Annotated in this window: 10 protein-coding genes; 7 read left to right on the top strand and 3 right to left on the bottom strand. The window is 55.6% G+C overall.

Features of this window, described 5'->3' with window-relative positions:
• Positions 1–33: 33 nt before the first annotated feature.
• Positions 34–1,062 (bottom strand): hypothetical protein, encoded by a 1,029-nt coding sequence (locus HNQ64_RS11235; RefSeq protein ID WP_184208548.1) that lies wholly within the window; start codon positions 1,060–1,062, stop codon positions 34–36.
• Between the two features lie 334 nt (positions 1,063–1,396).
• On the opposite strand from HNQ64_RS11235, the gene HNQ64_RS11230 reads away from it, so the two are divergent.
• The 3 genes from HNQ64_RS11230 to HNQ64_RS11220 all read left to right on the top strand — a co-directional run bounded on the left by HNQ64_RS11230 (position 1,397) and on the right by HNQ64_RS11220 (position 5,616).
• Positions 1,397–2,398, top strand: a complete 1,002-nt coding sequence (locus HNQ64_RS11230) for an AAA family ATPase (RefSeq protein WP_184208546.1) — start codon at positions 1,397–1,399, stop codon at positions 2,396–2,398.
• Positions 2,399–2,491: 93 nt separating this feature from the next.
• Positions 2,492–3,385, top strand: a complete 894-nt coding sequence (locus HNQ64_RS11225; RefSeq protein WP_184208544.1) for a DUF58 domain-containing protein — start codon at positions 2,492–2,494, stop codon at positions 3,383–3,385.
• Between the two features lie 95 nt (positions 3,386–3,480).
• Positions 3,481–5,616 carry a BatA domain-containing protein gene (locus HNQ64_RS11220; RefSeq protein ID WP_184208542.1) on the top strand — a complete coding sequence of 712 codons (2,136 nt, stop codon included), beginning with the start codon at positions 3,481–3,483 and terminating at the stop codon, positions 5,614–5,616.
• Between the two features lie 137 nt (positions 5,617–5,753).
• Here the strand turns inward: HNQ64_RS11220 and HNQ64_RS11215 are convergent, their stop codons facing one another.
• Together HNQ64_RS11215 and HNQ64_RS11210 are read right to left on the bottom strand one after the other, a co-directional pair.
• Entirely contained in the window at positions 5,754–6,719 is a 966-nt protein-coding gene (locus HNQ64_RS11215) for a phosphatidate cytidylyltransferase (RefSeq protein ID WP_184208540.1), read from the bottom strand.
• A 13-nt stretch (positions 6,720–6,732) separates the two neighbouring features.
• Positions 6,733–7,344, bottom strand: a complete 612-nt coding sequence (locus HNQ64_RS11210; RefSeq protein ID WP_184208538.1) for a lysophospholipid acyltransferase family protein — start codon at positions 7,342–7,344, stop codon at positions 6,733–6,735.
• 129 nt (positions 7,345–7,473) lie between these two features.
• Here HNQ64_RS11210 and carA point away from each other — a divergent pair, with 129 nt between their 5' ends.
• From carA to HNQ64_RS11190, 4 genes are all read left to right on the top strand, one after another.
• Positions 7,474–8,637 carry a glutamine-hydrolyzing carbamoyl-phosphate synthase small subunit gene (gene carA, locus HNQ64_RS11205; RefSeq protein ID WP_184208536.1) on the top strand — a complete coding sequence of 388 codons (1,164 nt, stop codon included), beginning with the start codon at positions 7,474–7,476 and terminating at the stop codon, positions 8,635–8,637.
• 142 nt (positions 8,638–8,779) lie between these two features.
• Positions 8,780–10,867, top strand: coding sequence for an alpha/beta hydrolase family protein (locus tag HNQ64_RS11200; RefSeq protein WP_184208534.1), 2,088 nt, complete (start codon positions 8,780–8,782; stop codon positions 10,865–10,867).
• A gap of 124 nt (positions 10,868–10,991) precedes the next feature.
• Positions 10,992–11,309 (top strand): PadR family transcriptional regulator, encoded by a 318-nt coding sequence (locus HNQ64_RS11195; protein ID WP_184208533.1) that lies wholly within the window; start codon positions 10,992–10,994, stop codon positions 11,307–11,309.
• A gap of 113 nt (positions 11,310–11,422) precedes the next feature.
• Positions 11,423–14,581 (top strand): efflux RND transporter permease subunit, encoded by a 3,159-nt coding sequence (locus HNQ64_RS11190; protein ID WP_184208531.1) that lies wholly within the window; start codon positions 11,423–11,425, stop codon positions 14,579–14,581.
• Positions 14,582–14,605: the final 24 nt, after the last annotated feature.

Below are 14,605 nucleotides of genomic sequence, written 5' to 3'. Positions count from 1 at the left end.
GAAAGGAAAAACAAAAAAGAAATCGGGGCGTGACTAAAAGTTGCCCTGGTTCACCTGAATCTGCACGGGCGCACCGCGACGGAAAATGATGTAGGCTCCATCTGGAAGGGCGACACCGGATTGATCTGTCACACCGCCACCGATACGCCTCCAGCCTTGGCCGGGCAGGCCTCCCGTGGAATAGTAATACTGCGAATAGCCTTGGCCATTCCAAATCAGAACCAAGTCCGCCTGTGTGGAGGCGATGCCTCCCGTCAGGCCAGCCTGAAGACCCGAGTTACCCAAAGTGCGACCTTCCGTAGAAGGAGTATCGCCAGAGGCATTCACCGGGCAGAGGTTAGCCACGAAGTTGTTTCCTGTCTGAAGAGTGATCATGGTCTTGCCGGGTTTGATCTGCCCGACAATGACAATGGACTTCGGTGATCGAGCACGGATGGCAATGCCACCACTAAATTCCAGAGGCACCGACGCCTGATTCGCCGTTCCCTGCCCCACTTGACGCCAGCCAATGCCCTGAGCCCCGCCTGTGGAGTAGAAGAATTCGTCGAAACCGGAACCATTCGGCAACTGAATCAGGTCCGCCGTCTCGGGGGTCTGGCCACCTGTTAAACCAGCTGAATTGTCTGCGCCAAAAGCATCCGCTAGTGTCCATAGTTTCCAAATCTTGATGGTCGCGCCATCCAGCACGCCGGCGGGAATGGCATCGGCAAGGACGATTTCATTGCCTGTTGCCAGAGTATCCACGATGGCGCTGGTGAACCCCAACCCAGTCCCTGCACTGACGATTTCAATCGTGTGTGAAGGCAGAGCACCCGGGTTGAACTGATTGTCCGTCAAAGCCACTTGAGGGGCACCTTGGACAAAAACGTGAGTCCGATCTCCAGGCGAGATATTCACCACCGCTTGCAGTTCCATGGAAGGCAGCAGGGCGAAACCCATGAAATTTGTCCCCGCCTGAAGGTTCAGGGTCAAGAAACCCATGATCGGCGTGGTCACCAAGGTCTGAGCCGTGGCGGCGACGGCCAGCAAACAGGAGGCGGCTATACAAAAAAGTCGTTTCATGGTCTGAGACTGAGTTGGGAGAAGGGCGTTTCCAGAATATCCAATGAACTAATCTATGACATTGCCCGACAGATGTTGAGAATATTTTTCAAAAAAACTGGAACATTAATGACAAGCACCCTGGTCATTAACACCCTGAAATCAGACACCTGTTACAGATTTAAACTCAAAATCTTCTCTTCGAGCCCAGAATCGAACTTTTAAAAGTGGCCTGTCTGACCGACTTTGAGGGTTAGCACAAGATTCAGGAAAGACATCGTGCAAGACTCGGAAAGAAACCCTGCTATGGCTTCGTGTCTCCACGATCCACTTTCTGCCCACAGTCCATTTTCCCATGTCCGATACCGCTGCCGCCGCCGCTTTTGTCTCAGGTTACCAAAAACTCAAAAAAGCGCTCAGCCGACGCATCGTTGGGCAGGAGGCGGTGATTGAACAGGTATTTATTGCCATTGCTGCTGGCGGACACAGCCTTCTTGAAGGGGCCCCAGGCTTAGCTAAGACGCTGCTGGTGAAGTCCCTGGCAGATGCCATGCACCTGGGCTTCCGCCGTATCCAGTTTACCCCAGACCTGATGCCTGCGGATATTACGGGCACGGAGATCATTCAGGAAGATTCGGAGACCGGGCGGCGGAAGTTGGTGTTCCAGCGCGGCCCCATCTTCTCGCAGATCATCCTGGCGGATGAGATCAATCGAACCCCGCCGAAGACGCAGGCGGCCCTGCTGGAGGCGATGCAAGAAAAAAGTGTGACAGTAGGCCAGGAGACCTACATTTTGCCCAAGCCCTTCTTTGTGCTGGCCACGCAAAACCCAATCGAGCAGGAAGGCACCTATCCCCTGCCCGAGGCGCAAAAGGACCGATTCCTGTTCCTGATCAAAGTGGACTACCCGAGCCGTGAGGAGGAGCGCGAAGTCATCGCCCGGACTACGGGCGGGGTGCAGGAAGAGATCGAGGCGGTCGTCACCTCTGAGGAATTGCAAGCTGCGCAGGCCTTGGCGCGGCAGGTGCCGGTGCCGGACCATGTGACGGACTTTGTTCTGGATCTGGTGCGTGCTACCCGCCCCAACGAGTCTGATGCTCTACCCTATGTGAAAGAGATGGTCGGCTGGGGGGCTGGACCGCGCGCCAGCCAGATGCTGGTGCTGGCAGGCAAAGTACGCGCCCTGCTGCAAGGTCGCACCCATGTGACCACTGACGACATCGAGGCGCTGGCCCTGCCTGCCCTGCGTCACCGCATCGTGCCCACCTTTCATGCTGAAGCTGAAGGTGTGACGGTGGACATGATCGTGAAGGAGCTGATCCACAAGATCAAGAAGCCCGGTGCGAAGGTGCTCTGAAGGTGGGTCAATGAGTCAACCGTCAAGGACGTGCCGTTCATACATCCTTGACCTTTGACTTCCTGACCTTTGACTGTTTGACCCCTCAACCCCATGGCCACCCTTTCCTCCATTCTCGAAGCGGAAGACATCACCAGTCTGCAGAGCTTGCAGCTCTTTGCGCGGACGGTGGTGGAGGGCTTTACCACCGGCCAGCATGCCTCGCCGCACAAGGGCTTCAGTGTGGAGTTCCGCCAACATCGGCCCTATGTGCAGGGCGATGACATTCGGCGTCTGGACTGGAAGATCTTTGGCCGGGCGGACCGCTTTTACATCCGTGAATTTGATGAAGAGACGAACCTGCGCGCCACGCTGGTGCTAGATGCCAGTGGCTCCATGAACTATCGCGGGCAGAAGGGCGTGCTGAAATTTGACTATGCCCGCAAGCTGGCTGCCGCGATGGCCTACCTGCTGATGTCACAACAGGATGCGGTGGGGCTAGTGACCTTCGACACGAAGATCCGCGACTTCATCCCGAACCAGACGCGCATCACGCACCTGCATCACATGCTGGAGACGATGATCAAAACGGAGCCGGGCAAAGACACAACGCTGGCCCCCGTTTTGGAGTCGCTGGCCCAGCGGCTGAAGCGCCGGGGTCTGGTGATCCTCATCAGCGATTTCTTCGACGATGCCGCCTCCATTTTGAAGGCTATAGGTGTGTTGCGGAAAAAGGGCCATGAAGTGATCGCGATGCAGCTCTGGGACCGAGATGAACTGGAGTTCCCGTTTGGCCAGTGGTCGCGCTTTGAGAATCTAGAGAATGCTGAAGACTCGTTGCTGCTAGATCCTGCGGCCGTCCGGCAACGCTACCTGGAAGTGCTGAAGACCTTCCAAGGACAGCTCAAGGAAGGCTTTCGCAAACATCAAGTGGACTACCTGAGCCTGCCCACGGATGAATCACACGCGGCGGCCCTGCGGAGCTATTTAGCGCTGAGAATGCGATGATAATGCCGAACCAGATTTCATCCATGTGTGCAACGTTTTTTAGACGGTCATGCCATGATAAGTCAACTTTACTCATTTATTGTTAGGCCCATCCGATGACCTTTCTCAATGTCTTCCTCCTAGCCGGTGCGGCTGCTTTTCTGGTGCCGTTGCTGATTCACCTGCTGAATAAGCGACGGGTGCAGACGGTGCGTTGGGGGGCCATGCACTTGCTGCAGGAAGTGATGTGGCAAAAGAAGCGGAAGCTGAACATCGAGCAGTGGCTGCTGCTGGCGGTGCGCATTGCGATCCCGATCGTTCTGGCACTATGCCTGGCGCGGCCCGTGCTAACGGCGCTGCGTTCCTTTGGCCTGGGCAAGACCTCGCTCGTGATGCTTCTAGACGATTCCTTTTCCATGCGGGCTCCAGCTCCCGGCGGATCCCCGGCGGAGCGGGCACGGCAGGATGTGGGCCAGGTGCTACAGGCACAGCCAAAGGGATCCGATGCACAAGTGGTGCTGGCAGGCGGCAATGCCCGGAGGCTGCTGGACCAGAGCACCAGCACGCTGGAAGTGATCCCGCAGCAACTCGCTGAGACGACCAACCAAGCCGGGCCTGTGAAGGTGAATGAGGCGCTGCAAACGGCGGCGGCCTCCCTCTCCAGCGCGCCCAATGGAGCACGAGAGCTGGCCATCGTTTCCGACTTTCAGTCCAGTGACTGGAAAAGCGCCGCCGATGGGGCAGCCCTGCCCGCGCTGGATGCCCTGATGAAGCAGGAGCCGAAACCGCAAGTGACCTTTTACCGCCTAACCAGTGATCTGACTGAGAACCTAAGCATCGCCAGCGCCGACCTTTCCGCGCTGGTGGTGGCGGAGGAGCAGCCCATCGGCCTGCGGGTGCGCATCCAGAACCACGGCAAGCGTCCTTGGCAGGATGTGGCGGTGCATCTGGAGGCGGACGGTGCGCGGCTGCGAACCTCGCGTGTGACGCTGGCTCCAGAGGGCGAGGCGCTGATCAGTTTTACTCACGCTTTTACAAGTGTTGGCGATCATTCCCTGACCGTACGGCTGGAGGGGGACAGTTTTGCGGATGACAATGCCTTTTACTCCGTGGTGCAGGTGCGCAATCAACTGAACGTGCTGCTTGTGGATGGAGATCCCGGCATGGAAGCCCTGAGCGGTGCGGCGGACTTTCTGGAACTGGCACTCACACCTTATCAATCCGCGAGCGCCAGCCTCAAGGACCTCATCCGAATCACCAAGGTGGATTCCAAACGGTTGCGCGAGACGGACTTTCGCGGTCAGGAAATCATCGTGCTGGGCGATGTTGACCGTCTCCAAGGCAATCGGCTGAGCGAACTGGACAAGTTTGTAAAGGCGGGCGGCGGATTGATCGTGTTCGCGGGTCCGCATTGTGACCTGAACTGGTATAACCAGGAGTTCTACCGCAAGGGTGAGGGCCTGTTGCCCGCAGGCCTGAAAGGGCTGCAACGCGCCACCTCGGCAGCCCCGGCGCGCATTCTACAGCAGCGGCTCACCCACCCGGCCACGGTTTACTTCAACGATGCCCGTGGAGGGCGGCTGCAAGAAGCTGGCTTCCAGGCCTGGATGGAGCTGGATACAGCGCAAGATGGCGGAGCCAAACCTCTGCTGATGCTGGATCGTGGCACGCCGCTGTTTCTTGAAAAAGCGAGGGAACGTGGCCGGGTGATCCTCTCCGCCACCACGGCGGATGCTGAGTGGTCGAACCTGCCTTTGCAGCCTTTCTTTGTGCCGCTGATGCAGCGTCTGGTAACCTACTTAGCCACGCAGAGCACCGTCACCGCCTGGGATGAGGTGGGCGCACCACTACGGGTGGTGATGCCGAAAGAACGCACGGGGGTGGAATACACACTGCGAGATGTGGCCGGCCAGACGCAGACACTGGAAGTGAAAGCCGAAGGCGACCACGCCTTGCTAGAATCCCCACCGATCACGAGCCCAGGTATCTACAAGCTGACGCAGGGCAACAGCACGCGCCTGCTGGCCTACAATCTGGACCCGGCAGAATCCAATCTAGCTCCCCTGCCCCAGGAACAAGTGAAGCAACTGGCGGAGCGATATGACGCAGCCTTTGTAGAGTCCATTGAGGCTTGGCAAAAACTGGACCGGACCCGCCGCCATGGCAGTGAGCTATGGCAACCGTTTCTCATCGGCCTACTTGTGCTGCTTTTCTTTGAGGTGCTGCTGCAGCAGAGAATAGCGCGGGGATGACTCTTGGGGGAACGAGGATGCCTTCGCCCAATAGGACGCACTGACACGCGTTGGCGAAAATCAAAAGATAATGCAGGCATGCATCATCACATAACAAACTTTATCGCAGGAACATCAAACCCTGTGATATACTTAGCTCAAAACTTTTGTAGCAGCGCGTGGGAATCAAAACCGTAGCGCGTAATGTGAAAGACTACCGGAGCGGCAAAGCACAGGGAATCCAGACGGTCCATGACCCCGCCATGACCGGCGATGGCGTGGCCCCAGTCCTTGACGCCACGATCTCGCTTGATGGCTGACATCACAAGTCCTCCAAGGAAACCCGTGAGCACGATCAGCGCACTCATGCCTGCGGATTGAAACGGCGAATAAGGAGTGACCTGCCATGAGGCTGCCCCGATAACGACGGTGCAAAGACCTCCGCCAATGAGGCCCTCCCAGGTCTTGTTGGGGCTAACCGAAGGCGCAATCTTATGCTTTCCACACGTCTTTCCCCACACGTATTGCAGCACATCGCTGATCTCCACAATGATCACGAACCAGAACAGCAGTTTGGCATTTTCGCCTGTGTAGTTTCTTAAATCCAGCTTCAGCAGTGCAGGTGCGTGGCTAACGCAGTAAACGCAAATCAGCAGTCCCCATTGGATCTTGGCCGTTCGTTCGAGAAACCGCTCGCAGTCGCCAGCTAATGCACTGCGCATGGGCACAAATAGAAAGGCATAGACCGGGATGAAGATGCAGAACATGCCATACCAGCCATCCTGCAAATACCAGTAATGCAGAGGCGTGATGATGAAGAAGACCCAAAACAGCGTCCGATGATCCCCAGGACGCGTGGGAGTGAGAGTGATGAACTCCCGCAATGCCATGAATGAGAGCAGGCCAAAGAGGATGATGGTGCCGGTCTGCCCGATGAGAATGGCAAGGGTGAAGATGGCCACCATCCCCCACCAGGCGCGGGTGCGAGATAGGACATTGTCCATCGTTGCACGGGTTCCTTCAGAGCGCGCCTTTTTCCTCAAGATCCGCGTTAGCACGCTGGCGATGATGAGGATGGCGACAACGCCGGAAATCAGCCAGGTAAGTTCACGGTCCAGGTTCATGGGCAAAGTCAGTTTAAGAGCAGGTTGTCTCGCGCAGGCAGATCACAGACTGGCGCGCACGCTCCAGGAAGTCCACCTTCGTCTCTCCCACCTCCAGGCGGATGGGCGTGCCAAAAACGAGGCTGCAAAGAAGCGGTGCGGGGAGGAATTCACCCTTGGGCAGGATTCGGTTTAGATTCTCCATCCATACAGGCACCAGTTCCACGTCCGGACGGCGTTTAGCCAGGTGGAAAAGCCCCACTTTAAAAGGTTGCGGATCTGGACTGGTCTGGCGCCCCCCCTCGGGGAAAATGATCAGTGAGTGGTCGTCGCCCAGGGCCTGAAGCATGGTGTCGAGTGGGTTACACTCTGCGGTGGGCTTTTTCCGTTCGATGAGGACGGCATGGAAGACGCTTTGAGCCAGCCAGGGGCGCAGTTTCCCGAGACTCCAGTAATCATGGGCGGCCACCATGCGGGTGCGCATTCGGAGGGGGGCGGGCAGGCTGGCCCAGAGGAGGGGACCGTCCAAGTTGCTGGTGTGGTTGGCAAAATAAATACGCTGGCGGAGTTCCGGGCCGCAGCCATGCCAACGGGCGAGCGCCCCAGTGGCCATGCGTAAGGAGCCTGCGATGAGACCAGAAATCATTGGACCGATTGAATCTGCAAGTCTGCCTCCCTGCAACCTCGATTCTTCCACCTCACTTCACAGAGACATTGCATCCGCCTCTTGCATTCATCGCACAACGACGCTAGGTGCCCAAGTTTCCCATTTTTAATGAAAGCAATCCTGGCACTCGAAGACGGAAGATATTTTGAAGGTGAATCCTTTGGCGCACCCGGCACCCGCACGGGCGAAATTTGCTTTAACACCTCCATGTGCGGTTATCAGGAAGTCCTGACCGATCCCTCCTACCGTGGCCAGATCGTCGCCATGACTTATCCAATGATCGGTAATTACGGCATCAATGCACTGGATGACGAAAGTAATGAGCCCCACGTGCGTGGCTTCGTCATTGAAGAACTTTGTGATGTGCCCAGCAACTGGCGTAGCACTCAGTCTCTGGATGCTTACCTGAAGCAGCACAACATTCCTGGTATCCAAGGGATTGATACCCGCGCCCTGACCAAGCACCTACGCACCTTAGGAGCCATGCGGTCCGTCATCACCACTGAAGTCAGCACTGTAGAAGAGGCCGTGAAATTGGCCCAGGAAAGTGCACCGATGAGCGGCAGCGATTTCGTCAAAGAAGTCACGACCAAAAGCATTTACACGTGGGATCCAGAGAGCGAACTCAGCCGCCAGTGGGATATCCCAAGCCCTAGCCAGAACCGCGAAGGCGGCCCTGAAGGTGCCTTTCACCCTCTGCCTGAGGCACGCCACCACATCGTCGCTTATGACTTTGGCATGAAGCGCAATATCCTGCGCGGCCTTCGCCAAAGTGGCTTCCACGTCACCGTCGTCCCGGCCACCGCCACGGCGGCGGAAGTGCTGGCGCGCAATCCAGACGGTGTTTTCCTTTCTAATGGTCCCGGAGATCCCTCTGCGCTGGGTTACATCCACAATGAAGTCAAACAGCTCATCGGCAAGACTCCAGTGTTTGGCATCTGCCTAGGTCATCAGATTCTGGGTCACGCCTACGGTGGCAAAACTTTCAAACTGAAATTCGGCCATCGTGGTGGTAACCAGCCCGTCAAAGACTTGCGCACCGGTAAAGTCTCCATCACTAGCCAGAATCACGGCTTTGCCATTGATCCCGCCAGCCTGCCCTCCAATGTGGAAGTCACGCACATCAACCTCAACGATGGCACTGTGGAAGGCATGCGCCACCGCGAAGCACCCGTCCTTAGCGTGCAATACCATCCAGAGGCCGCACCCGGACCGAATGACGCGAAGTACTTCTTCGACGAGTTCGCCAAGCTGATAGACAGCGCAGATTAAAATCAGTCTAGCCTTAAAGCTTAATACCAAACGAATGACGGGTCTCGACGACCCGTCATTTTTTTTAGCGGTGAGAGTCGTCAGCCCAGTATCAACTCCGGCGACAAGATCATCACTTCATGGAGAGTATTTTCATTACTTCATGAAGTCCCTTCTCCTGCTTCTATTGCCGCTGACTGTCTATGCCGGGCGTTTCCCTGAAAAGACCCCGGACTCACCCGGTGCGCGCATGCTGGACAGTTACATGCAGCAGCAGACGGAGGACATGGAGAAGAATGGCGGCCTGAAAGACATTACCACGGCACAGGATTGGCTGGCCAAGGCCCCCGTGTACCGCACGCAGCTCGCCGAGATGCTGGGGCTGGAGCCTATGCCGTTAAAGTCGCCCCTCCAGGCCACCAAGACGAGCGAGGTGAAAGGCGATGGGTACCTGATTGAAAACATGCACTACCAGGCGGTTCCGGGTCTGTACGTAACGGCCAATTTCTATTTGCCCACCCAGGTGGAAAACCCGCTGCCCACCATCCTCTACGTCTGCGGTCACGCCAGCGTGATGAAAGGCAGCGTGAGTTATGGAAACAAGACCAGCTACCACCATCACGGGATCTGGTTTGCCCGGCATGGTTATGCCTGCCTGATCATTGATACTGTGCAGTTAGGCGAGATTCGGGGCGAGCACCATGGCACCTACAGCAAGGGGCGCTGGTGGTGGATGTCACGCGGCTATACCCCGGCAGGATTGGAGGCCTGGGCCGGCATCCGCGCCCTGGATTACCTGGAGACCCGACCTGAAGTGGACAAAACACGCTTTGGCATCACGGGACGAAGTGGCGGTGGAGCCTACTCCTGGTGGATAGCTGCGCTGGATGAAAGGATCAAGGCAGCAGCCCCCACAGCAGGTGTGACCACGATGCGTAATCACGTGGTGGATGGCTGTATCGAAGGCCACTGCGACTGCATGTTCCAGGTGAATACCTACCGCTGGGATTACGACCGCCTTGTCGCCCTAGTGGCCCCGCGTCCTTTATTGATCTGCAACACCGATAAGGACGACATCTTCCCCATTGACGGGGTCTTCAACATCTACCAGAACGTCCGCCGCATCTACTCTCTGTTAGGCCAGGAAAAGAATATTGGCCTCCAGGTAGCCGAGGGTCCACACAAGGACCTACAGCCGCTCAATAACGGTGCTTTCCACTGGTTCGAGCGCCACCTCAAAGGTGCCGATCCCATGGCCGTGCTTGACGAAGGTGCCAAGAAGTCTCTAGAACCAGAAGTTCTGCAAGTCTTCAAAGAGCTCCCCAAAGATGAAAAAAATACAAGGATAGACGAGAGTTTTGTCCCCGCTGCTGCCGCTCCAGCCCCTATCACAACCAAGATAGAATGGGAAACCCAAAAAGCTGCGTGGATGAAATCCCTCCAGGAAAAAGTCTTTGTGAATTGGCCTCAGGAAGCCCCGGCTCTGACTCTGGCGTCGGCAGGCATCACCACACGAGATGGAGTGAGCCTAACCGCTTATGATTTTCAAACCGACAGTGCCTTTCGCTTGCGGCTCTACATCGCCCATCGGGAAGGTCTCAGGGCTGAGGATTTAGAACTGGTCGCGCTCAATGTCCTGGATGCCCATGGCTGGCAGGACTTCACCGCAACCTATGGAGCGCGATTTGGCAAACTCATCGAAGGCCCCTCCACAGCGGTTAAAGATGACAGCGCTTTTGAAAGCGAGAAGAAAATGTTCCAAAGCTTCAAATGGGGCATGGCCTATGTTTGCCCACGCGGCATCGGGCCCACCGAATGGCAAGGCAGCGAGAAAGCGCAGACACAGCGGCTGCGGCGTTTTTATTTAGCAGGACAGACTCTGGATTCCATGCGCGTCTGGGACGTCCGCCGCACGGTGCAGATCCTGAAAAAGGTGCCCGGTTTTTCTAAGACACCGCTGTGGTTGCAGGGTCACCGGGAGATGGCCGCAAATGCCCTTTACGCCTCGCTGTTTGAAGAGGGAATCACCCGTTTGGATTTGCATGATCTACCCACCAGTCATCGGCAAGGTCCGGCCTACCTGAACGTCTTGAAATTTTTAGATATTCCCCAAGCTGCCACGCTGGCAGCAGAGAGAACCCGCGTTATTCTGTACAGCCCAGATCCTGCCCCATGGGATTACGCCAATATCACTATCAAAAATTTGGGCTGGGAAGAGAAACAATGGCAAATTCGCAAACCTGCAAACTGAAGATTGTTGAGATAGGTGGCAAGGCTTGATTCAGGTCCCAGAGGACAGCTTATGTCCATGTTATGAAGTCTCCCAATCGAGACTTGGCTTTTGGATGAAATGCCCTCAGATTCTCAGGGCTGTCATGGATCTAAAACTCATCAATCGCGAGATTCTCCTTTCCTTTTGGAAGGTGCATATCTTGTACCATGCCACAGATGGGGATGTGATTGGTCAGTGGATGATCAAAGAATTGCGACATCATGGTTATGATGTGAGCCCAGGCACTCTTTATCCTTTGCTCAAACGCATGGAAAAAAATGGCTGGTTAGTTTCTACGGTCGAAGCCGACCGTGGTCCCAAGGCTCCACGTGCCTACCGGATCACTGCCTCTGGGCGAGAGGTGCTAAAAGTCGTGCGTAAGCAGCTCAAGGAGTTAGGTGTGGAAGTGAACAAACACTAAGGTTTGGAGGCAAAAATTTGCTTTCTTTGAAAGAGGTTTGCGTTTCCATAGTTTTACGACGCCCGTAATCGCCGTTCGTTTAACTTAATGGTGTCTTTTGTTCTGTTTCCTGTATGAATCTCGCCCGTTTTGCCCTTCGTCACCCCTGGACTATCCTTGTCGCAGTCGTGGCAGTGTGCTTGGGAGCTTGGCTAGGACTGCAACGAATGACGCGGGATATTTTCCCTCCTTTGGGCATCCCCACCATCTATGTGGCGCAGCCCTACGGGGGGATGGATCCCCTGCAAATGGAAGGGTATCTCACGTACCGTTACGAGTACCACTTCCTCTATATTGCCAACATCGAGCACGTGGAGAGCAAATCCATTCAGGGCGCTTCCATCATGAAGCTCCAGTTTCATCCAGGCACGGACATGAGCCAAGCCATGTCCGAAACCGTTGCGCAAGTAAACCGCTCCCGCGCCTTCATGCCACCCGGAACGGTAGCACCCTTCATCATGCGATTTGATGCGGGCAGTGTGGCCGTGGGTCATCTGGTATTTTCAACAGATGACTCCAACGTTACCCTGAATCAGATGCAAGATCAGGCGCTTAACAAGGTGCGCCCTGCCTTTGCTACCCTGCCAGGAGTTTCGGCACCACCACCTTTTGGGGGAAGTTCACGAGCCATCGTCGTCAATGTGAATCCAGACCGCATGAAAGCCTACGGTCTATCACCCGATGACATCGTTAAAGCCATCTCGCGTGGAAACCCCATCAGCCCATCTGGCAACATCAATCTCGATGGCCGCTACCCGATTGTTCCGACGAATGCCATCGTCTCAAACGTCAAAGACCTCGAAGCTGTCCCACTCAAAAAAACGGATTCCGGCGCTGTCTTCATACGCGACGTAGCCACGGTCTCGGATGGGGCCGATGTGACCACCTCTTATGCCTTAGCAAATGGCAAGCGCACCGTCTATTTGCCCGTCACCAAACGCGCCGAGGCATCCACTCTAGAGGTCGTCAAAAAAGTGCTCGAAAGTGTGCCTGAGTTTCAAAAGCTTTTGCCCCCAGGCATCAAAGTTAGTTTTGAGTTTGATCAAACCCCCGTCGTCAACCGAACGATCCAGGACCTCCTCAAGGAAGGAGCTTTGGGAGCCATCCTCACCGGTCTGATGGTCCTCATTTTCCTGCGCGACGTGCGCACGGCATTCATCGTGGTCATCAACATACCGCTGTCCCTCATGGCAGCAGCCTTTGGCCTTTGGATCAGCGGGCAAAATATTCATCTCATGACTCTAGGCGGACTCGCCTTAGCCGTGGGTATTTTAGTGGATGAGGCGACAGTAACGGTTGAAAATATCCACACGCATTTAGTTAGGGGAAAATCTCTCGCACGCGCCGCACTGGATGGCACGATGGAAACCACCCTACCCCGCTTACTCGCGATGCTCTGCATTCTGGCCGTGTTCATACCAGCATTCTTCATGGTGGGTGCGGCCCAGGCTTTGTTTGTGCCGATGGCCCTAGCGGTGGGGTTCGCCATGTTTGCCTCCTTCATTCTATCCAGCACCCTAGTGCCCGTGCTTTCCGTCTGGCTGCTGCCTAAAAAGAATCAACTCTCGGAAGAAAAGCTCGGTCTGCTTGCTATTACTTATCAGAGCATCGTCAAAGGTCTGGTGACTCTTCGTTGGATCGTGGTGCCCGGCTATTTAGTAGGCGCAGGCGTGATCCTTGTTTCATTAGCACCCTTTCTCGGGACGGAAATCTTCCCCAAAACAGACAGTGGCCAGTTTGCCATTCGTTTCCGAGCCCCCAGTGGCACTCAAGTTGGCATCACTGAAAAGATAGCTCAAAGGATTCTGAAAACGATTGCCACAGAAGCAGGGGGCGAAGACAAAATTGACATGTCCATCGGTATGGTGGGTGTGCACAATTCCAGCTTTCCAGTGAACCTTGTTCACCTATGGAATGGTGGGCCTGAAGAGGGCTGGCTAGCCGTGCAGATGAAGCCCGAGGCCAAAGTAAACGTCGAAGCTTTCCAAGAAAAATTACGCAGTATCTTTGCCAAAGAATTGCCGGATGTGCGTCTTTCCTTTGAGCCGCAAGATATTGTTAGCCGAGTCATGAGCTTTGGTTCGCCAACGCCCATCGAAATTGCGGTCAGTGGCCCCAGTCTGCCAACCAGCAAAGAACATGCAGAAAAGATTTTAACCAAGTTAAAGGAGTTGCCGTTCATTCGCGATGCCCAGATCGCACAGACGCTGGATGCACCTACAGTGAACGTTCAGATAGACCGTGAACGAGCCGGATTGTTAGGCGTGGATGTGGAGGACGTCACACGTTCTCTCGTTGCAGCCACCACCTCCAGCCGTTTCACGGCCCCTGTTTTCTGGGCAGATCCAGCCACGGGTATCAGTTTCAATGTTCAGGTGCAAATCCCCGAGGAACGCACTCAGTCTTTGGAAGATTTGGGTAACATGCCCATCACCTCCAAAACAGGCACGCCAGTGCTACTACGCAATCTGGCGAAGATTGAACCCGGCACTGCGGTGGGCACATACGAACGTTACAATCTTGTGCGAATCGTCAGCGTAACGGCCAATCTTGTGGGCAAAGATTTCGGCAGCGCCATCAAGGCGGTACAAAAGGTGCTAACAGACTTAGGGCCGGCTCCCGATGGAAAGACCAAGGTAGATGTGCGGGGTCAAGTCATTCCGTATAACCAACTTTATGAAGGTTTCAGCAATGGCCTGATCATTTCCATCGTGGTCATTTTTCTTTTACTATGTGCGAATTTTCAATCCTTGCGTCTTGCCTTGATCGTGGTCTCCACGATGCCAGCGGTGATCGCGGGAGTGATCCTTGCACTCTTTTGCACAGGAACCTCACTCAATATCCAATCGGCAATGGGGGCTATCATGGCGATTGGGGTTGCGGTGGCTAACGCGATTCTCTTGGTCACCTTTGCAGAGCGTACACGCATCGCACGCCGTGGGGATCGCCGGCAAGGTGCCATTGAGGGGGCGCTGAGCCGTCTGCGCCCCATTTTAATGACCAGTTTCGCGATGATCGCTGGCATGATGCCGATGGCCCTAGGAATGGGTGAAGGAGGAGCACAATCGGCCCCCTTGGGGCGTGCCGTGGTCGGTGGTCTTGCCCTCGCGACGGTGGCTACCTTGTTTATCTTACCTGCCGTTTTTGCTTTATTGGCCAGCAAGAAGGCCACCTCCGCATCTCTCGATCCTGATGATGAAAATGGAGCTCTGTATGAAGGGCCCACCGCTTAACCTGATTCATTCCTCCGATCGGCT

The organism is Prosthecobacter dejongeii (assembly GCF_014203045.1).
GTDB classification, from domain to species: domain Bacteria; phylum Verrucomicrobiota; class Verrucomicrobiia; order Verrucomicrobiales; family Verrucomicrobiaceae; genus Prosthecobacter; species Prosthecobacter dejongeii.
Note: the sequence above shows the minus strand (reverse complement) of the source record. Positions and strands in the feature narration are given on the sequence as shown.